The following is a 20,590-nucleotide window of genomic DNA, read 5'->3' on the forward strand; positions in this document are numbered from 1 at the left end:
CGTTTTTCTCCAATATATAGATTTCCTTCCACTATTTTATCACAAATTTTCTCACTTTCCTATTTTTATATCAAATCAAGGAAAATTCTAGTAAAGAAATGTATCTCCTTTCACTCTATTATCGCTTAAATCAATCGAACTTTCTTAGCTGTCATTACTTGACATTATATAGAAAAAAACTTAAAATAAGCTGTTATTAAAATCATCCTATCGAGGTTTTTATGAAAAAACAATCACTCTTTTTTATCCTAGGAATTGTCTTAATCGGGACTGTTTTACGCTCTCCTTTCACTGCTCTTCCAACCATTTTAGGAGATATCGCTCAGGGACTAGGAGTTGAGGTTAGTTCTCTTGGGATTTTAACCAGTCTCCCTCTCTTGATGTTTGCTCTTTTCTCGGCTTTTGCGAGTCGCTTGGCACAAAAAATCGGGTTGGAACATCTCTTTACTTACTGTCTGCTCCTCTTAACTATTGGCTCTGTCATTCGGATTTTCAATCTTCCCCTTCTCTATCTGGGAACTCTGATCATAGGAGCGAGCATCGCTATTTTCAATGTACTCCTCCCAAGTATGATTCAGGCAAATCAGCCTCAAAAGATCAGTCTCCTAACAACCCTCTATGTCACTGCCATGGGAATTTCGACAGCTATCGCTTCTTATCTATCCGTCCCTACCACCCAAGCTAGTTCTTGGAAAGGACTGATCCTCGTTCTCAGCTTTCTCTGTCTGGTCACTCTGCTAATCTGGTTGCCAAATCATCGCCACAACCACTATCTAGAAGGCCAAAAAGAAAAGCAAGTCAAAGAAAATATTCTAAAAAGTAAAGATGTCTGGGCCATCATTATCTTTGGTGGTCTTCAGTCCTTGCTCTTTTATACGAGCATGACCTGGCTGCCAACAATAGCCATTAGTGCTGGTCTTTCTAATAAAGATGCGGCCCTCCTCGCTTCTATCTTCTCGCTGATCAGCATTCCTTTTTCAATGACTGTTCCAAGTCTGACGACTCATCTGTCAGACGGCCACCGTCGAATCATGCTAACAATTATCTCTATCGCTGGGATGACAGGAATTGCCATGCTCTTGTATCCAAGTAGCAGTTTCCTCTACTGGTTAGTCGTCCACCTCTTGATTGGAACGGCCTGCAGTGCCCTCTTCCCCTACCTCATGGTTTGCTTTTCACTTAAAACCAGTTCTCCTGAAAAGACAGCTCAGCTATCAGGACTAGCGCAAACAGGGGGCTACATCTTAGCAGCTTTTGGTCCTACCTTGTTTGGTTACAGTTTTGAACTTTTCCAATCTTGGATCCCAGCTGTCATTGCTCTACTTATCGTTGACATCATCATGACTGTCTCACTCTTTATGGTGGATCGGGCTGATAAGATACTTTAATTTTTCTAAAATACTTCTCAGATATAAACAATGCAAAGCCAGACTCTGTCTGGTTTTTTTGGTCCATACAAAAATCTAGTTTAATACACCTTAAAACTAGATTAATATCTTGTTTTGTGATAGAATATGTTTGCGTATGATTAGATTTTTGACTTGTGTGTTCGCAAGTATTAACAGCAATGTTATAGGAATGTTTGGCTTCACCTAGTTTTATTAGCTAGGGATTTTCTTGGATTTCTTCTGGAAATCTTGTTCGCGTAAGAGTTATCATACGCTTTTTTTTATGAGGAAAAAATTATGACTAAATTCAATCAACTACAAACAAAAGATGACTTTGCTAAACTCCTCGGCTTTAAAAATGCTAAATACATTAACTATTTATTGTACAACTTACAAACTGATAATTTATATACCACCTTCACTATTCCTAAAAAGAATGGTGGAGAAAGAGTTATACACGCTCCTACAAAAGAGTTAAAATTTCTTCAGAAAAAATTAGCTAATATTTTATGGGAGTGCTACCTTGAAAGCTTGGAATCTAAATAGAAGGACAAGAACTTTAAAACACCTGTTCTGTCTCATGCATTTGAAAAGGGGAAAAGCATTATTACCAACTCTCAGATGCATCGAAACAAAAAATACATTCTGAACATTGACTTGAAAAATTTTTTCGATTCTTTTAATTTTGGAAGAGTAAGAGGCTTCTTTATAAAAGACAGGGATTTTGCTGTTTCACCAGAAATTGCTACAGTAATTGCTCAAATTGCATGTTACCAAGGTAAGTTACCACAAGGAGCCCCTTCTTCTCCCATCATCACAAATTTAATTACTAGAATTTTAGATTATCGGATTGTCAAAATTGCTAAAAAATATCGTTTTACATATTCTAGATATGCCGATGATATGACTTTTTCAACAAATCGTGAATTAAACTCTAATAAATTGAGGGCAAGCAAAGAGTTGGATAACTTTTTAACTGAATTAGAGAAGGTAATCATCTCATCTGGTTTTGAAATCAATCCTAAAAAAACACGATTGAGTAATAATATGCAGCGCCAAGAAGTTACTGGACTAGTTGTAAACAAGAAGATAAATGTAAAAAGAGAGTACATAAAAAATACTCGTGCAATGGCTTTTCAATTATACAAAGATGGTGCTTTTGAAATAGATAAAAAACCAGGAACGCTGAATCAATTAACGGGACGATTTGCTTTTATTTTTCAAATAGAACAATACAACAACTACTTACTTTATAAAAAATCCCTGATACAAAATAATCTAGATTCACAAAAATATTTATTAGGAAGAAATTTATTAAAAAAATCTGAATCGAAATATTATTGGAAGTATATCTTTTATAATAAAGACTTACAAAAGGAATTGTTGCATAACACCAAACATCATACATATAATTTACCTACAGAATTTTACAGTATCGGTAAAGAAGAAAAGAAAATATACATGTCTTTATTTAATTCTAGAGAAAAAGAGTACAAGAAATTTCTATTTTATAAATATTTTTTCGGAAATGACAAACCGATAATTGTAACAGAGGGAAAGACCGATCCACGATATATTAAAGCAGCTTTAAAAAACCTTTATCAAAAGTATCCAGAACTTGTTGAAAAAGATGGAAATGATTTTATATTTAAAATTGAATTTCTGAATCATACTAATACGATAGAATATCTTTTTAATGTTCCAGAAGGGGGAGAAGGTTTTAAATTTTGGTATAATTATTTTTCTGATAAATTTTACTATAATGAGAAAAAAGAGAAAAAATTTTTTGCACTAAATTCAGAAGAAAGAATTTTATACACAAACTATATTACTTATTTCCAACAATTAACCGATAATATTCCAAATTATCCAACAATATTTTTATTTGATAATGAACCGAATAATAGAAATGGTAAGGATAAATCTCCCTTATTTTTGTTTGCGAATCATGCAAAAGACTTGATGAACCCTCAGAATGAAGAATCGGAGGGTTCAAAGAATAAAAAATTAGAAGATAAGATTTCAGACAATTTAGAAAAAGTTAGAAGAGAAAAACCTTGGCGAATTAATAAAAAGGATAACCTATATATAATGGCAACTCCTCTAATATCTAATAAGAATGACGGTAACTCGTCTGATATTGAAGATTTATTATTTTCGTCGTCTCGAAATTCGCCACCTATTTTAAAAGGAAAGGAATTTCATAAAGATGGTGGAGCAAATTATTATGGAAAAGAAATTCTTTCAAAGCATGTTCTGAAAAATTATAAAGAATTCGATTTTACTGAGTTTATCCCTTTGCTAGACGGCATAAGAGATAATATCCTAGATTATAAATCATTATTCTAGCTTATCTTTAAAATATAGAATTCTGCCGAATAACTGATGTATAATCCTCTAAACTTCTAGTTTTTACTAGGAGTTTTTTTATATATAAAATTTTTACACATATTTCTTGACAGGGCTTTCAACTTGAGATACAATATATTTGAAAAGAGTATATATAAAATTTTTATATAATATAAAGGAGGTTTCCCATGTACTTCCCAACATCTTCTGCCTTGATTGAGTTTCTCATCTTGGCTGTACTGGAGCAGGGGGATTCTTATGGTTATGAGATTAGTCAAACCATTAAGCTCATCGCCAATATCAAAGAATCTACGCTCTATCCCATTCTCAAAAAATTGGAAGCCAGTGGCTTTCTGACCACCTACTCTAGAGAGTTTCAGGGGCGTATGCGCAAATACTACTCCTTGACCAATCGGGGCGTAGAGCAGCTCGTTACTCTAAAGGAAGAGTGGACGCTCTATACCGACACCGTCAACGGCATCATAGAAGGGAGTATCCGCCATGACAAGAACTGACTATCTGACTCAGTTAGAAACCTATCTCAATAAACTGCCTGAAGCTGACCGCATCGAAGCTATGGACTACTTTAAGGAACTATTTGACGATGCAGGCCCAGAGGGCGAAGAGAAACTCATTGCCAGTCTAGGAACACCAAAAGAAGCGGCTCATGATATCCTCTCTGATCTTCTCGATAAAAAAGTCAATGAGGCACCTGCTCAAAAGAATGACCGCCAACTGCTGCACATTGCACTCTTGGCCTTACTAGCAGCCCCTATCGGAATCCCTGTTGGAATTGCAATTATCTTAACCATTATCGGGCTTTTTATCGCGGCTGTCTCTGTCATTCTAGCCTTTTTCACCATCTCTGTGACGGGTATCCTGCTGGGCGGAGTCTTTATCGTAGAGAGCTTTAGTGTTCTGGTCGAAGCCAAATCTGCCTTTATCTTAATTTTTGGGGCTGGTTTGCTTTCTATCGGTGCTTCTTCTCTTGTTCTACTGGGCATCTCCTATGTAGCTCGTTTCTTTGGCCTCCTGGTCGTCCGCTTGGCACAATGGATTCTTAAAAAAGGAAAGAGAGGTGACAGACATGCGTAAATTGACAAAAGGATTTCTCATCTTTGGTGTGGTTTCTACAATCCTCGGTTTTATCATGATCATTGTAGGCGCGCAGTCCAATGGTATTCAAAGTTTACTTGCCATGTCAAAAGACCCCGTCTATGACAATCGTATCGAAGAAGTGACCTTTGGAAATGAAGTGGAAAAACTTGATCTAGCCCTTGAGGAACATAGCCTAACCATCACAGAGTCTGTAGATGACAAGATTCACATCACCTATCATCCTTCCGTGTCTGGTCGTCACGATCTAACTACTGGCATGAGTGACAAAACACTGAGCGTCACTGACAAACAAGCCTCCCAACATCGTTTTCTCGGTTCAGGAATCGAAGGCCTACTTCGTATCGCTAGCAGCTATTCTAATCGTTTTGACGAAGTCATTCTCTCTCTCCCTAAAGGAAGAAAACTGCAAGCGATCACCGTCTCAGCCAATCGTGGACAGACCACTATCCGGCAAGCCAACCTTGAAAATGCGACAATTAAAACAAAAGGCTATCTCTTAAGAATAACAGAAAGCTCTATCAAAAACAGTACACTAACGACACCTCGTATTATCAATATCTTTGATACCGAATTGACAGATAGCCAGGTCAAGACCGAAGAGGAACACATCTATGCTGAGAATATTAAGGTCCGCGGTAAGGTTGAGCTAGACTCTCATAACGACTTAAGACTCTTTCTTTCTAAGACAGAATTCGATCGTATCAATCTAGATATTTCTTCTCAGCATGGCGGTATTTATCGTAATGCACAAAGAGAACACCCTAGACAAAAAGAGAATGAACTTGCCAACCCCTACAAGACAGACAAAGCAGATGCTAAGGATATGCTCATTATAAAAGCCAATCAGGATATCTACCTACCCAAGGAAGAAGAATACTCTGCTCCACCTAGAAACCATTGACAAAAACGCTTTCATCTGCTAGTCTAAAGATAGAAAATGACCATAAAAAGGAGGTTCCACCATGACACAAGAATGGTTTGAAAGTGCCGATCTTGAGAAGAAATCACCTCAGACGAAATCGGAAAACCAGCCCAACGAGCCTGAGACTTCAGAAACTGTGGAAACTGAACCACAAGCAAGCGAAGAAACACCTGTCTCACCTAAAGAGTTGGAAACGCATGAGGAGGAAGCTCCCGAAATGATTGAGGAAACCCAAACCGAGGAAGAGGGAGAAGGGAAAGCTGAAGAGGAACACAAGCAAGAAAACTCTGCAAAAGAAAAAAGCATCCTCAGCAAGGCTTTAGAAAGTCCTTATATCCCAGATATTGATCCTCGTAAAACTGCCCGATTCAAAGAAGAAATCGCACTGTTTTGGACTTGGCTGCTGGATGCTATCCAAGAACCAACTGCTAGCAAGACTACGGACCAAAAGCATCGTTACAGTGTCTTTGGCCTGCTCACCCTGCTGTCCTCGTTCAACCTTTTCTTTAGTATCTATCATATCAAGCGCCTCTACTATGGCTATATGATTTCTATGGCTAATAGCTCTCCTAACCAGCTCCCACCTTTAGATCTCTTTGCTGGACTTTCTATCTTGGTCACTAGCGCTCTATTTTACTTTTCCATCATTTTGGGAGGCTTTACTGTCCGACGTGTACTGGACCAGGAGAGCGACTTCACTTTTCAAGAAGCTTTCGATCGTTACAGCAGACTCTTTGCTATCCCGCTTGTCCTAACAGCTCTAGCAAGTTTCTTTGCACTCTTTGGTGGCTTACGATTTGCTGGGATCCTCACTCTTCTAAGCATGGCCATCTTTGCCCTTGGCAATCTCTTTGTGATTAGTAAACCAAGTAAGACTAGTGGCCTTGACCCATTCTATCGTTTCTTACTAGCTGTCTTACTTGATGGTGCTATTCTCTTACCCTTCTTCATTGCAGAGCTCGCGCTGACAGTAGACTACCTTCGCATCCTGACCTTCTTTTAACTAAAATCCCTGCCATTTGTTAATGACAGGGATTTTTATGCTTACTCTTTTTTGGACAAGGTCTACTCGATGCTTGCCAATTCCTCAAAATCTTGTCCTAGGATGGGTTTTATTCCTAAAGTTCAGTCGTATGATAACATTGCTATGAAACTCGTTATTCCAAATATTTTGCAAATTAGTTATAGGTAAAATGAAGATTAGAAACCACCAATCTCCATTTTTTAACTTTTAATGAAATTCATCCATATTAATAACTTTGCTTGCTCTAGCAATAACATCCTTATCATGAGTCACGACAATAACAATCTTTTCCTCGTTCACTAATTTCTCAACCTCATTTAGAAATAATTCAGTTGAGTTTCTGTCCAAATTTCCTGTAGGCTCATCAAATAGATAGATGTCCTTTTCTTGCGACAAACTCCTCATGAGTAGAATTTTTTGTTTCTGACCTTGCGAAATATTGGTGGCTTTCCCATCAATCTGATGACTCAGAGATACATTGAGATTCAGACTATCAAGATTATTTAATTCATAGTTTTCCTTATTAAATAGGGTGAAATTAATATTTTTTGAAACACTTCCAGGGAATACATGAAATTCAGATGAATACACGCTTAAATAATCCAAAATATTAGTCTCCTCTAAAGTAGAAAAACTTTCCATTCCATTCAGTACAATATCACCCTCTGTTGGAGAAGATAATCCCTGAATAATATTCAAAAGAGATGATTTCCCAGTTCCATTACCGCCTGTAATAACGGTTAATTCACCACTATTAAACTCGAAATTTAATTTATTAAACACCAATCTTTCATCCCATTTTTTACATAAATTCCGACATGACAACTGTTTAATTTTAGCTACTGAAACAGGAATAACATCCCTTTTCGCTTCTACCTCCTCTGTTCCAATAAACTCAAAGGAATATTGACTTTTTTTCAATGCTACCCAAGATGTAATTAAAGAACTTAAAATGCTGGATAAAAGTAATAGAATCAAAATACTATTTGCATACTCTGCTATATGTTCATAATCTCTCATAGAAATTATAGTAGCAATCAAAAATGAACCAGTTAAACCTATAAATATCTGAGTAGAAGCTAATAATCTATTGGTAATATGCGTACTATCTAGTTTCGTTCCCAACAGTTCATTGAGTCTTTCATTAAATTCTTTGATAAAGTCGCTAGATTTTTGGAAACTTATAATATCTTGCAAACCATAAATTGTATTTTCTACAAGAGAACTAAAGTTAGAACTCTTAGCAATAAATTCTCGCTGATTTTTTACAACTTTTCGTATCTCAAAATTTACATATAAACCAAGAATAACTATAGATAAGCTTGTAACTGCGAAAATAATGATATTCAATTTTAATAGCAATAATAGTAGCAAGCAAAACACTAAAAGTTGTACCTTTAAGTAAAATTTTTGCATAATACCTGTTGCTGATAACAACAAATTCCAAAAATAACTACTAACATACTCATAATTCTTAGTTAAAGAAAAATCATTTAATTGGTTCTGATAAAAAGAGGACAGAATATCATTTAAAAAATCATTTTCAATCTTTCCTTTTAATCTTGTTTCCAATATAGAAAACTGCCAATACAAATATGAACCTAATATTATTGAAGCGAGACTAAATAACTGAAAGCTAAACTGAATATTAAGCAGATTAGACATTGTTATTTGTAGAAAAAAAGCAATAGTAACTGGTAAGGTAATTTTGGCTATTCCCAAGAAAAAGATTGCAAACTTTCTCTTCCAACCAAGTGAAGCTAAAAATCTATGATATAACTTATCTGCATAGCTCAAAGTAACAACACCTTTTTTATCTTCTAAATTAACACTCTCACTCTTTTGGGGAATTAAAACAACTCCTACACTCTGACTAAAAAGTTCTAATCTTGAAATTTTCTCAATTTCTTCATTCGCAGGATCGGAGACCGTCAATGAATTACTATCTCCATCTAATACAACAATATAATGAGGCAAACCAGCTCTTTCTACTACCATCAAATAAGGAAATGATACGTTATTTAATAAACTCGGAGTGTCAATTTGATAAGAATCCGCATCAATACCATAGCTTTTTAATACATCTTCTATTTCAAACAAAGACAGTCCTTGGTGATTATTATTATCAAATTGTAGACTATCTAAATGTTCTAATTGGGGGAAATAATAAGAAATGATTGTCTTTACACAAGCCATTCCACAGTCCAGCAAAGTTGCTTGTTTATAGTGACTAACCATTTTTTTCTCCTTTTTCAACACTTATCTTACTATAGCCATCAACTTCAATGACGCTATTAGAAGTTTGATTTGTGGTAGGAACCCTTAAAATTTCTCCTGTATTGTTTGTATGTAAAGTATAAATCCCATCAAAATCTTTAGGAACTGTAATAGATACATCGCCAACAAGAGTATCTATAAATATTTTTTCGAAAGTAGCATTTTTCCCTAAGGAAATAGTTACATATAACTTGTCTTTTCCTTCTGAACTCAGAGCCAAATTAAAACCATGTTGTGAAAATGGTAGATATAGACTATCTGAACTCATTTTAACGTTTTTAGATATATTATTCGCTGATTCTTCGGAAACTTTTCCTTCTATTTGAACACTTGTTTCATCTGATTCACTCTTGACAACTTTAACATCAATTGCTTGCTTTGAGCCATAAAACTCTAACGTTTTAATACTTTTAGAAGAGAGAGTCCATGATTGTTTCAAACTGATTGTTGTCTCTCCTCGTTTTAAGGTTAATAAAATTCCAGCTACTACAAACAGTAACAACAGCCCAATTACAATTCCTATTTTTTTCATCATTAGTCCTCCTATTTAAATTCTTTTTTACTGAATACAACAAACGTAAGCATGATTACTGCTAGACCTGCCACTATAGGATAGCATACGTTTGTAAGGGTAAATTGACTTATATCTGGTGATGCTTTCAAATTTAAAGTCATTAGTAAATAGTCTCTCACACTCTCACCAGAGTTTGGAAGAACGTAAACTAATAGATTATCAAATAGTAAAATGTAGAGTGTATAAATCATACATGATTCATAAACCTTATCAAATATTTGAAAAATCAATAAGGAGATACTGATAATAACCAAATAGTATGGTAGCTGGTGTAAAAATGTCGAAATAATCAACACCATGTCCCCTTCCAAATAAACAAGAGCTGTTAAACTATAAAAAATAGTTACATATAGGAAAGACAAACAAAAGGTTCCCAAAGTTTTATATAAAAATAACTTCCATCGTTGTTTTTCTTTTGTGAGCAGAATATTGATCGTACGGAAACTATAATCTTCCCCCCAGAAAAATAAATTAGCAGAGATGAAAAGCAAAGGAATAAAACCACTCACATTTGAAATCAACACTCGAAATGCTGGCTCATTTTCATTTGATGACTTAAAAAACAAGGAGAATAACAAAACTAATAACCCTATCAACAAACTAGGAAGCACTCCTCTTTTTTCCCAGTAAAATTTATATATATCTGCTTTAAGAGAATTCATGACTCTCCTCCTTTCTTAAATCATCAGATAATATTACGCAAATAGTAGTCCTCAAAGCGTTCCTTCTTAATATAAATATCCTGTATCACTAGATTTGAACCAATACTATATTCCAAGATAGCCATTAATCTCTCCTTTTCTGTCACAACCAGATAGTCACCTTGCTCAAAGTGATCAATGCCCTCTTCTTCTAAAAACATTTTCAGAATCTGATTACAACTCGTCTTAAGGAAAATCTTTTCCGACAAATCATTCGCTAGCTCTTTTGAACTCATCACATTTAGAATTTTTCCCTTTTTCATGATGATATACTTATCTGTTATAAACTCCAACTCTGATAGGATATGGCTTGAGATTAAAAAAGTAACTCCTAACTGATCCCTTAAATTCAAAATCATTTTTCTTAAATCTGAAATCCCTTGAGGATCTAAACCATTCACGGGTTCATCTAAGATAATAAGCTCTGGATTATCCAACAGCGCAATCGCAATCGATAACCTCTGCTTCATTCCAAGGGAATAGTTTTTTACTTTTCGATCCCATGACGGTTCAGGCAAGTGAACCAATTCCAACATTTTTGTGATATCTGTCTTTAAACCAAATCTTGTCTTGTAATATTGCAAGTGTTGACGTCCAGTCAAGTTTGGATAGAGGGCAGGTGATTCGATAATACTGCCAATCTTATGCTGCGAAACACTCTCTATTTCTCCCTTATCAGCTCGAATTAGTCCTAGGAGAATTCTCATTAATGTTGTCTTTCCAGCACCATTTTCACCGATAAGACCACATATTTCTCCTCGTTCAATATCAAAGGAAATATTATGGAGAACCTGTTCTTTCCCATATGTTTTATTGATATTTTTAAGACTTAAAATCACACGATTCATAGTTTCTCTCCGTTCATTATATTAAAAAAGTCTCTGACAAGGAATGAACCCTGCCAGAGATTTTTAGCTTACATTAACTCCAACAGAAGAACCCAATACCTGTGAGCATTCCATAAATACCGAGTGGTGAAACAGCACAAAATTGACCTGCTACAATGTATCTTTTATGTTTATTACTTAGTTTTTTCATTATTTAACCCTCCTTTTAATCCCAACAAAAGATACCTACTCCATATCGAAGACCTATAATACAAAAGCGACCTGCTACAATGTGCTTTTTATTTTTGTTACTTAGTTTTTTCACTACTTCATCCTCCTATTTAATCCCAACAAAATATGCCTACTCCATATCGAAGACCTATAATACAAAAGCGACCTGCTACAATGTGTCTTTTGACACGTCCAGTTAGTTTTCTCATCAGAAAACCCTCCTTTTAAAAAATTTTTTATAATAACCAAATGAGATTCTCATTTCAGTTATTTATTAACTGTTTTAAATCTTTAGATAACATTTCTTCGCTTCCTTGTTCAACATAAATTTCTTTCACTATCCCATCTTTATCCACTATAAAGATAGTTGGAATAGCTTTTACATCCAAGAACTTAAAAGCTTGTAAATCTTGATCTATATAAACTGGAAAGGTAAAACCCTGATCCCTTAAAAATTGATGAGAGGTTTCAAGTGTTTCACGTTCCCCATCAACTATATCCACCATAAAGAAATCAACTTTATCTTGATATTTATCATAAAGGCGCTGAATGATTGGGAGCTCTTTTTGACAATCAGGACACCAACTAGCCCAGAATACCACAACCTTTGGTCTAAACTTATACTCTGACAGTTGAACCTGCGCTCCCTCATTGGAGGTCAACAATGCATTCTTGAATGTTGTATTTTTAGTTTTTGAAATATATTGTTTTATTTCCTCTTCTTTTTTTAAGAGAAGCTCTTGTTTTGTTTCTTCTTGATGATGAGATTCTTGGTTTTTATAGTAAAATCCTGCTAAAAATAAAGAAGCTATCACAAGAATAAACATTGCCTCTACAACATGTTTTTTTGACATCATGGATTGTCCTCCACCTCTGAAATTTTAAAACTTTCGATAATAGATAATTCTTCTGGTAAGATTAAAACTCGCTCTTCGCCAGCATCTAAAATTGCTAAACGGAATGGTTCCTTGTTCAACTCTATTTGTACCAACCTTTGCTCAGTCGTGTTATTTCGAACTATCAAACTGTGGCGAGTTTGTGTAAAAGTCTCTAGCGAGATACTAAAATCTTCCATTTCCATCTCCTACCCAGAAAACCAAAAACTAAGACTTAAGAATACTGCAAATCCAAACATTTTTCTTTCCTCCTTATCTCTTGTTCTTTATGATTAAAGTATAACGCTTTCAAAAAGAAAAAAACATGACAAAAATGTCATGTCAGCTCTTCATTTCCTCAAAAGTTTTTAAATCTTTTTCTTTTTCTCCTAATATACGCGCTTCTAATACTGAGTCCCCAAATGCTTGAGCACAAACAATAGCTCTGTCATATAATTGGATAGCTTTTTCCTTATCCTGTTTATGAAATAAGGTACACATAGCATCTAGCATATCAACAATTGGCTTGTTTTGAAAATCCTGCGATATAGTCATCAATGTGTTCATTGCCTTAACATAAGGCTCAAAAGTGGAGTAAGATTTTTCCATCCATTGAACAGCTAAAGAATCAAGCACAGTTCTTTTTAACATATAGGCTGTCTCTAAATCTGATGAATTTGTTTCTCTTATAAGTTTTTTAGAAAGCATCCAAAATAGTTCAGGATTATACTCAGTCGGTCTTGCTAAACATGAAACAAAGTACAGCTTTATCAAAAGCAAATCATTCACCGAGTAGTTTTTCCTTATCTTTACTTGCTCAAAATACTCATCAAGCAAAGCATCGCCAAACCCTGCATCTTCACTTACAAAGACATCAAAACTAGCTTGTAAGGCACTAACAGCAATCTGCTCATCCTCAGGTAGACTGTCATAATAGTGTTCGTAAACTCTTTCAAACAACTCTTCCTTAACCTGGATTCTATCATCATCTCCATAAGTTTGAAACTTAATAAGTTTATCCTTTACTATCAAGTACTCTGAAGGTAAAATCATATGATCCATATCTACTATATGTGAAATTGGACAACCTAGTTTGTAAGCTATATACTCTACCTTAGATAAACTTGGGGAAGACTGCCCTGATTCAATCCGTGCTAATTGGCGCACCGTTATCTCAGTTTCATCATCACAAAGAGTTTCACGAGTGATATGTTTCATCTCTCGCAACATTCGGATTCTTTTACCTACTTCCTTCTTGATATCCATCTCAAGATCTCCTGATCATTATTTAACGAACAATATTCTATTTTTTGTTATATTATACTATTTTTCATTGAACTAAGCAATTTTTGAAATTTCACATTACAAAACCTAACTAAGCTAAACTATCTTTCGCATGCTAAATAGCAGTTGACCTGCTTTACTTTTCTTGTGCCAATTCTTCAAAGTCTTTTCCCAAAATGGCTTGTACTTCTAGTTGATTGGCATCTAGTTGGTGGTAAAATGCTGTTGGTAATGACTCTAGGAATCTTGCATAATCCAAGCGAGCGATGGCTTCATAGTCTTCTGCTTTTGAGCCATCACCAGAAATCGTCACTAGGTCAATCTCCCAAATAAGCTCCTTGCCTGCCAGCTGCTCGGTATAAGGAGCTGGTACAAAGGGTTCCTTTGGTAAAATCGTCTTGACTCCCTGGGCTAGGTGATAGATACCGTGTACCTTGCCTTGGGCGTCTGGGTAAAATTTCACACTGGCAAGGTAGGCATCAGATCCTTGAACCTTCTTGACTAGCTCTTCAAAACGTGCCAATCCATCCTCAGCCAAAAAGCTCTCGAGGTATTCCTTGTTGAGATAGATAGGGGACAAGAGTCCTTGGCAGTATACCAGACGAGCCGCCTTATCCGCTAGATAATGCTTGACTGTTTGTCGGAAATAAGCTTCAAAGTCAAATCCTTCTAGCCCTTCTGCCACTTGCCCCAACTTGCTTGATAGGGCTTGGAGGAGAGCTTCTACAATCTCCCAGTCCGCTCTAGTAAGGAAGTCTGGAATCACTACTTGATAGCCTTTTCGACTATCCGCATAGTTCACCTTGAAGAGAAATTGCGACTGACCTACAATCCCACACTCGATATACTCGAGACGATTGAGGGGCTGACGGAGATAGACCGCATCATAACTATGCGACTCCAAACCCTCCACCAAGGTCAAGATGGACTTGGCAGTCAAGACCTCCTGTTGTCCTAGAATGCTTTCTTTATTTGGGATAAAAAATGTTTTCGCCATAACCGGCCTCCTTTGAAATCGTTTACATACAGTATAACCTATTTTCCTGAAAGATACAGAAACAAATTTTAGATTTTTAGATAAAAAGCATAGAAAAACAGCCCCTGAAGGCTGTTTGATGTTATACAGTAGCGACTTGATCCAAGCTTTCACCGATAGCAGCTAGGCGCTCAACAACTTCTGCTTGTGTCAATTCATTTTCTGAGACGTAGCGGTTGCGTGGGTGAACACGACACTCGTGTGAGCATCCACGAAGGTACTTGTCTTCATTTTCTTCTGATGTTAGGATACGACGGTTACAGAAGGGATTTCCACAGTTGACATAACGTTCACATGGTGTTCCATCAAACCAGTCTTTCCCTACGATGGTTGGGTTGACATGGTTAACATCAACTGCGATACGCTCGTCAAAGACGTACATTTTTCCATCCCAAAGCTCACCTTGAACTTCTGGGTCTTTACCGTAAGTTGCGATTCCTCCGTGCAATTGGCCGACATCTTTGTAGCCTTCACGCACCATCCAGCCTGAGAATTTCTCACAGCGAACGCCACCTGTACAGTAAACCACAACACGCTTGTCCATGAATTTTTCCTTGTTGTCACGGACCCATTGTGGCAACTCACGGAAGTTGCGGATGTCTGGGCGAATAGCTCCACGGAAGTGTCCTAGGTCGTACTCATAATCGTTACGTGTGTCAAGGACAACGGTATCTTCGTCAAGAAGGGCTTCTTTGAACTCTTTTGGAGACAAGTAAGCACCTGTTGTTTCAAGTGGGTTAATGTCGTTGTCAAAGTCGTTATCTTCCAAACCAAGGTGGACAATTTCTTTCTTGTAGCGAACAAACATCTTCTTGAAGGCTTGTTCACTTTCTTCGTCAATCTTGAACCAGAGGTCTTCCATGCCTGGGAGGCTGTGAACGTAGTCCATGTATTTTTGAGTTGTTTCGTAGTCACCTGAAACGGTTCCGTTAATTCCCTCGTCAGCGACTAGGATACGGCCTTTGAGACCGATTGATTTACAGAAAGCCAAGTGGTCTGCAGCAAATTGCTCTGCGTTTTCAATTGGAGTATAGAGGTAGTAAAGTAAGACACGAATATCTTTTGCCATAAGATTTGTTCTCTTTTCTATTCTTAAATTTTCAGAATTTTTCATTCAACTATACTAGTATACCCACTTGGGAAAACGAATGCAATTTATTTGACCGGAAATTGTATAGAGAGACCTGCCACTGCACTTCATCAGTAACCATAGCGAATCGCAGATAATTCTCTCAATTTTTTGATTTGCTTAGCTTGACTTTCTGACAAACTTAGCTTGTTATCAATCAACACACGTGAGATGTCAACATTCATTTGACTCAGAATAAATGGAGTAGAGGTTCCATCGTCCTTTAATCGTTTTTTATAAATCACTAACTGATTTTTCAGGGGAGTAAGTTGAGGCGCATCCTTTATATCTTCCAATAGATAATCAATGATGGCCATCGCTTCACAACGTCTTTCACTTCCTCCAGCAAACCATTTTAATTGTGTCATACTCATTTTCCTCCTGAAATTCGCTTATAAATTGAAAAACTATAATTCCTAACTCTCGTGCCAGTATTTTACCCAAACACCCTATGTAAAAAAGTCAGCAAAAATGGCAAGGTCGCTACAATATTATTGATCACATGCACCGCATAGGATGGATAAATGCTCTTGGTATAGCGGGTCAAACCAGCAAAGATGATTCCAGATGTTGTAAAAACAAAAATATCTAACAGACTAGGCAGACTTGAAAAATGAGGAAGAGCAAACAAAATGGAAGGAAGAAGCAAATCAAGGCCAAATCGCGAATGTTTAAAGAAAGCATGTTGCAACAAACCCCTATAGATCAATTCTTCCATCAGTGGAACCAGAAAGAACAGGGCTATATAGATACTTAGCTCTGCAAAGTTAGTCCCACTATAACCAATCAATACAGCCCAACCTTCAGCAGTTGACTGGACATGTTTAGCTGTCTGAACGTTAAAAGAGATCTGGAGCACTACCACTAATACTGTCAAAATCGAATACCAAAGCCATTTTTTTCTTGGAATGCGAAAGAGATAACCATGGCCTGTCTTAACCAGAATCCAAATCATGACTCCGATAAATAGCAAACTCAAGATATTTTGAATCCAGAAGAAATTGCCAATCTGGGAAGAAAATTGCCAATAATTTTGAACAATAGACGTCAGCTGAGAAAGGCCAAATACGAAAAATAGGTAAGAGAAGACAGCACTCATTTTTAAAAGAAGACGATATTTTTTCATAATAAATTCCCTATAGATATATATGTATCACATCGCATAAACCCTCAGAACCACTCTTTTCATGTTTACATCCTAAAAATCACTACCTCCCCTAGAGAACTAAGGAAGGCAGTGATCACATTTTTAGGAATTAGGAATGAATACACGAAATCAATCAATCTTATGATTTTTTGCTTTTCAAGAATTCGTCGTATTGTTTTTGCATTTCATCCAATACTTTTTGGTATGCACCTTCAGATTTCAATTTTTCCATTAATTCTGGGATTGCTTTATCTGGGTCTACAGTACCAGTGTTGATAGCTGTATCGAATTGTTGCATTGTGTTAGTGATTGCAGAGATTTCAGATTTTACGCTATCAGTGTTAAAGATGAATCCAAGCGCTGGAGATTCTTTAGCTTCTGCCAATTGTTTCTTAGAATCTTCGATTTGTTGGTCTGTAACGTTTTCGTTGATGTAAAGGATCCAGTTGTTACCAGTGTTCCATCCACCCATGTGAGTGTTTCCTTTGTATCCTTCAAGGACACGTACACGGTTTTCTTTACCTTCAATTTTCTCCCAGTTCTTGCCTTCTGGACCGTAAACAAGTCCGTTCAAGAGTTCAGGGTTAGTGTTCAAGAGGTTCAACACTTCCATTGATTTTTCTTTGTTCTTAGAGTTGTTTGAGATAACAAAGTTAGCAACTTGAGTTGTTTGGTTTTTCTTGATGAAGTTAGTGAATGGTTTGATTTGGATGTCTTTGTTAGCTACACGAGAGAGCAAGCTGTTACCGTAGTCAGCTGGTCCTACTGTTTCTTCACGAACGAACCAAGTGTCTTGTTGAAGGTCAAATGAAGTGTCGCTTGTTGCTACGTCTTTTGGAATGTATCCTGCTTCGTAGAATTTGTGAAGAGTTTTCAAGTGTTCTTTGAAACGAGGAACGTCGTAACGGTTTACGATCTTAGTAGTATCCCCTTCAAGGTCGATAACGAATGGAAGTCCGTTTGCTACTGGGTAGTCAAAGTTTTCAGAAGGGATGAAGTTCTTAGTAACTGCAAATGGTACTACATCTGGAGCTTTTTCTTTGATTTGTTTCAAGACTGGTTCAAGTGTTTCGTATGAATTTACACCTGAAATGTCGATTCCGTATTTAGCAAGAAGAGTTCCGTTGAAGGCAAAGTTTTGTGAAGATGCAACGTTAGCCGCAACTGGAACAGCGTAGATCTTACCGTTTACAGTGTTCCCTTTGATGTAAGCTGGGTCAAGTGCTTTATAAAGCTCTGCCCCTTCTTTCTTGTACAATTCTGTCAAGTCAGCATAAGCACCTTTTTGCGCGTTTACGATGTAGTTATCTGCAAAAGCGATATCGTAGTTTTCACCTGATGATGTGATAACTGACATTTTCTTACCGTAGTCACCCCATCCAAGGTATTGGATATCCAATTTAGCACCAACTTTTTCTTCGATGATTTTGTTTGCATTTTCTAGCAATTCATCCAAGTTATCTGGCTTGTCACCGATTTGGTACATTTTAATAACAGGTTTTTCTCCTGATCCTGAGTCAGCAGCTTTTTTGTTGTTACCTGAAAGGTTTCCACAAGCAGCAAGACTTGCAGCCAAAGCTACTACGCTAGCAGATGCAAAAGCATATTTTTTCCAGTTTTTCATGATAAAAACTCCTTTTTTTATTTTTAAACTTATAAACGATTTAATGATTTTAACTTCAGTCACTAAGATGAAGTTGGGAAGGGAGAAACGGTGTTTCTCAGTAAGTGCTATTCTTTCACACCACCGATTGTCAAACCTTTAACAAAGTAGCGTTGGAAGAATGGATACAGAATGGCAATCGGAAGGGTTGCAACGACAACCATGGCCATACGTCCTGTTTCCTTTGGAAGAGCGACTCCCAGTTGACCAGAAAGACCGACTGCTTTGGCGATGTAGTCCATATTTTGTTGGATTTGCATGAGCAAATACTGCAATGGATACAAGTTGTCACTCTTGATGTAAAGAAGGGCGTTAAACCAGTCGTTCCAGAAACCAAGAGCTGTCAAAAGCGTGATGGTTGCGATACCCGGTAATGACAATGGTAAACAGATTTGGAAGAAGATCCGGGCTTCACTAGCACCATCGATACGAGCGGACTCCAGAATGGCTTCTGGAATAGTCTTTTTGAAGAAGGAACGCATCAAGATGATGTTAAATGGTGAGAGAAGCATTGGAACAATCAAGGCCCAAACTGTATCACCTAGTTGAAGCAAACGAGTTACCACGATATAGCCTGGAACCAAACCGGCGTTGAACAACATACTAAGTAGGACGAAAACTGTAAAGAATCTGCGGTACTTAAAAGTTGTCCGTGAAATGGCGTAGGCATAAGTTGTTGTGATAAAGACGTTTGTCAAGGTTCCGACTACTGTTACAAACACTGAGATAAAGAGCGCTTGTAATATCTTATCTTTAAACTGAGCCAAAAACTCGAAGCCATCTAATCCAAACTGTGATGGGAAAAAGCTATATCCATGTTGAAGGATGCTCTTTTCATCTGTGATGGAAATCATGATGACAAAGATAAAGGGCAAGATACAAGAGAGAGCAATCAATCCAGAAATAATACTGAAGAAGATATCTGCCTTCTTACTAAAGGAGTGAATGCCGACATTATCAATTTTTGCTTTTTTAATTTTTTCTGCCATGCTTTCCTCCTTTCTAGAATAGTGCTGAATTTGGATCTACTCGTCTTGCGAGTATATTTGATAAGATAACGAGAATCAAACCGACAACTGACTGATAAAGACCAGCTGCTGATGCCATACCAATATCCGCTGTCTGAGTCAAACCATTATAGACATAGACGTCTAGTACGTTGGTTACATTATAGAGCTGACCAGCATTGTGTGGGATTTGATAGAAAAGACCGAAATCTGCACGGAAGATGTTTCCGACTGCAAGGATAGTCAAAACAGTTATCAGCGGTGTCAACTGTGGAATCGTTACATTGCGAATCCGTTGCCACTTGCTAGCCCCGTCCACTGTTGCTGCTTCGTAGTAGGTAGGGTCAATTCCCATGATAGTCGCATAGTACATGACACTGCTATATCCGAATCCTTTCCAGATACCTAGGAAAAGGAGAAGATATGGCCAAATACCTAAGTCAGCGTAGAAGTTAATTTCCTTCAATCCAATGGAAGAAAGGAAGTGGTTGATTACACCCTTGTCAATGTTGAGGAATGCATCTGTAAAGAAACTGATGATAACCCATGACAAGAAGTATGGGAATAACATAGACGTTTGGAAAATTTTAACCATTCTCTTAGAACGAAGCTCACTGAGGATGATAGCAATTCCAACCGACACAATCAAACCAACAAAGATGAATCCAAGGTTGTAAAGGACGGTATTTCGAGTAATGATAAAGGCATCTTTAGAACTAAACAAGAACTTAAAGTTATCGAGGCCGACCCACTTACTATTCATAATACTGTGGATAAATCCTTCACCACTCATATGGTAATCTTTAAAGGCGACCACATTTCCAAATACTGGGATATAGAAGAATAGAATCAACCAAAGTGCCCCTGGTAAAACCATCAAGAGAAAAATCCAGTTATCTCTCAAGGTCTTTGAAAACTTTTTCATAATTTCCTCCCATTTTATTCCTAAAAACCGATTTCATCGAATTTTTAGGTTTGATAACGATTACATAATTAGTATACTCTTATTTTAAGAATAGTTTAAACTACTAATTATA

19 protein-coding genes and 1 pseudogene are annotated in these 20,590 nt (G+C 36.8%); 6 read left to right on the forward strand and 14 right to left on the reverse strand.

Features of this window, described 5'->3' with window-relative positions:
- Window positions 1-221: 221 nt before the first annotated feature.
- The 6 genes and pseudogenes from DB729_RS03010 to DB729_RS03035 all read left to right on the forward strand — a co-directional run bounded on the left by DB729_RS03010 (window position 222) and on the right by DB729_RS03035 (window position 6,781).
- Window positions 222-1,388 (forward strand): CynX/NimT family MFS transporter, encoded by a 1,167-nt coding sequence (locus DB729_RS03010; protein ID WP_109289568.1) that lies wholly within the window; start codon window positions 222-224, stop codon window positions 1,386-1,388.
- A gap of 297 nt (window positions 1,389-1,685) precedes the next feature.
- Window positions 1,686-3,737, forward strand: a pseudogene (locus DB729_RS03015) (retron Ec67 family RNA-directed DNA polymerase/endonuclease).
- A gap of 188 nt (window positions 3,738-3,925) precedes the next feature.
- The gene (locus DB729_RS03020; RefSeq protein WP_000273860.1) at window positions 3,926-4,252 is read left to right on the forward strand and encodes a PadR family transcriptional regulator; all 327 of its coding nucleotides are present in this window, start codon (window positions 3,926-3,928) and stop codon (window positions 4,250-4,252) included.
- A complete protein-coding gene (locus DB729_RS03025) occupies window positions 4,239-4,832 on the forward strand; it encodes a DUF1700 domain-containing protein (protein WP_109289567.1) in 594 nt (197 codons plus the stop codon). The genes DB729_RS03020 and DB729_RS03025 overlap by 14 nt, the downstream gene beginning before the upstream one ends.
- Window positions 4,825-5,757, forward strand: a complete 933-nt coding sequence (locus DB729_RS03030; RefSeq protein WP_109289566.1) for a DUF4097 family beta strand repeat-containing protein — start codon at window positions 4,825-4,827, stop codon at window positions 5,755-5,757. The genes DB729_RS03025 and DB729_RS03030 overlap by 8 nt, the downstream gene beginning before the upstream one ends.
- Before the next feature lie 61 nt (window positions 5,758-5,818).
- Window positions 5,819-6,781 (forward strand): DUF6574 domain-containing protein, encoded by a 963-nt coding sequence (locus DB729_RS03035; RefSeq protein WP_061588563.1) that lies wholly within the window; start codon window positions 5,819-5,821, stop codon window positions 6,779-6,781.
- A gap of 228 nt (window positions 6,782-7,009) precedes the next feature.
- On the opposite strand, the gene DB729_RS03040 is transcribed toward DB729_RS03035, so the two are convergent.
- The 14 genes from DB729_RS03040 to DB729_RS03105 form a co-directional block, all read right to left on the reverse strand.
- Window positions 7,010-9,040, reverse strand: coding sequence for an ATP-binding cassette domain-containing protein (locus DB729_RS03040; protein WP_109289565.1), 2,031 nt, complete (start codon window positions 9,038-9,040; stop codon window positions 7,010-7,012).
- Window positions 9,033-9,614: a hypothetical protein gene (locus DB729_RS03045; protein ID WP_109289564.1), complete on the reverse strand. Its 582-nt coding sequence runs from the start codon at window positions 9,612-9,614 to the stop codon at window positions 9,033-9,035. Before DB729_RS03045 ends, DB729_RS03040 begins: the two co-directional genes overlap by 8 nt.
- A gap of 8 nt (window positions 9,615-9,622) precedes the next feature.
- Window positions 9,623-10,315 carry an ABC transporter permease gene (locus DB729_RS03050; protein ID WP_109289563.1) on the reverse strand — a complete coding sequence of 231 codons (693 nt, stop codon included), beginning with the start codon at window positions 10,313-10,315 and terminating at the stop codon, window positions 9,623-9,625.
- Window positions 10,316-10,338: 23 nt separating this feature from the next.
- On the reverse strand, window positions 10,339-11,202 hold the full coding sequence (locus DB729_RS03055; RefSeq protein ID WP_109289562.1) for an ABC transporter ATP-binding protein: 864 nt from the start codon (window positions 11,200-11,202) through the stop codon (window positions 10,339-10,341).
- Window positions 11,203-11,675: 473 nt separating this feature from the next.
- Complete coding sequence (locus DB729_RS03060; RefSeq protein WP_243830653.1) at window positions 11,676-12,266, reverse strand: TlpA family protein disulfide reductase; 591 nt, start codon at window positions 12,264-12,266, stop codon at window positions 11,676-11,678.
- Window positions 12,266-12,487: a hypothetical protein gene (locus DB729_RS03065; RefSeq protein ID WP_109289560.1), complete on the reverse strand. Its 222-nt coding sequence runs from the start codon at window positions 12,485-12,487 to the stop codon at window positions 12,266-12,268. The genes DB729_RS03060 and DB729_RS03065 overlap by 1 nt, the downstream gene beginning before the upstream one ends.
- A gap of 142 nt (window positions 12,488-12,629) precedes the next feature.
- Window positions 12,630-13,553, reverse strand: coding sequence for a helix-turn-helix domain-containing protein (locus DB729_RS03070; protein ID WP_109289559.1), 924 nt, complete (start codon window positions 13,551-13,553; stop codon window positions 12,630-12,632).
- A 154-nt stretch (window positions 13,554-13,707) separates the two neighbouring features.
- Complete coding sequence (locus DB729_RS03075) at window positions 13,708-14,568, reverse strand: DUF4299 family protein (RefSeq protein WP_109289558.1); 861 nt, start codon at window positions 14,566-14,568, stop codon at window positions 13,708-13,710.
- A 121-nt stretch (window positions 14,569-14,689) separates the two neighbouring features.
- Window positions 14,690-15,676, reverse strand: coding sequence for an oxygen-dependent tRNA uridine(34) hydroxylase TrhO (trhO, locus tag DB729_RS03080; protein ID WP_001030025.1), 987 nt, complete (start codon window positions 15,674-15,676; stop codon window positions 14,690-14,692).
- Window positions 15,677-15,807: 131 nt separating this feature from the next.
- Window positions 15,808-16,104: a bacteriocin immunity protein gene (locus DB729_RS03085; RefSeq protein WP_084975949.1), complete on the reverse strand. Its 297-nt coding sequence runs from the start codon at window positions 16,102-16,104 to the stop codon at window positions 15,808-15,810.
- A gap of 68 nt (window positions 16,105-16,172) precedes the next feature.
- The gene (locus DB729_RS03090) at window positions 16,173-16,862 is read right to left on the reverse strand and encodes a CPBP family intramembrane glutamic endopeptidase (protein ID WP_109289557.1); all 690 of its coding nucleotides are present in this window, start codon (window positions 16,860-16,862) and stop codon (window positions 16,173-16,175) included.
- A gap of 160 nt (window positions 16,863-17,022) precedes the next feature.
- Window positions 17,023-18,507 carry an ABC transporter substrate-binding protein gene (locus tag DB729_RS03095; RefSeq protein ID WP_000800425.1) on the reverse strand — a complete coding sequence of 495 codons (1,485 nt, stop codon included), beginning with the start codon at window positions 18,505-18,507 and terminating at the stop codon, window positions 17,023-17,025.
- Between the two features lie 107 nt (window positions 18,508-18,614).
- A complete protein-coding gene (locus tag DB729_RS03100; protein ID WP_000818291.1) occupies window positions 18,615-19,535 on the reverse strand; it encodes a carbohydrate ABC transporter permease in 921 nt (306 codons plus the stop codon).
- 13 nt (window positions 19,536-19,548) lie between these two features.
- On the reverse strand, window positions 19,549-20,478 hold the full coding sequence (locus tag DB729_RS03105; protein WP_109289556.1) for an ABC transporter permease: 930 nt from the start codon (window positions 20,476-20,478) through the stop codon (window positions 19,549-19,551).
- Window positions 20,479-20,590: the final 112 nt, after the last annotated feature.

Source organism: Streptococcus halitosis (assembly GCF_003143695.2).
Lineage (GTDB): Bacteria > Bacillota > Bacilli > Lactobacillales > Streptococcaceae > Streptococcus > Streptococcus halitosis.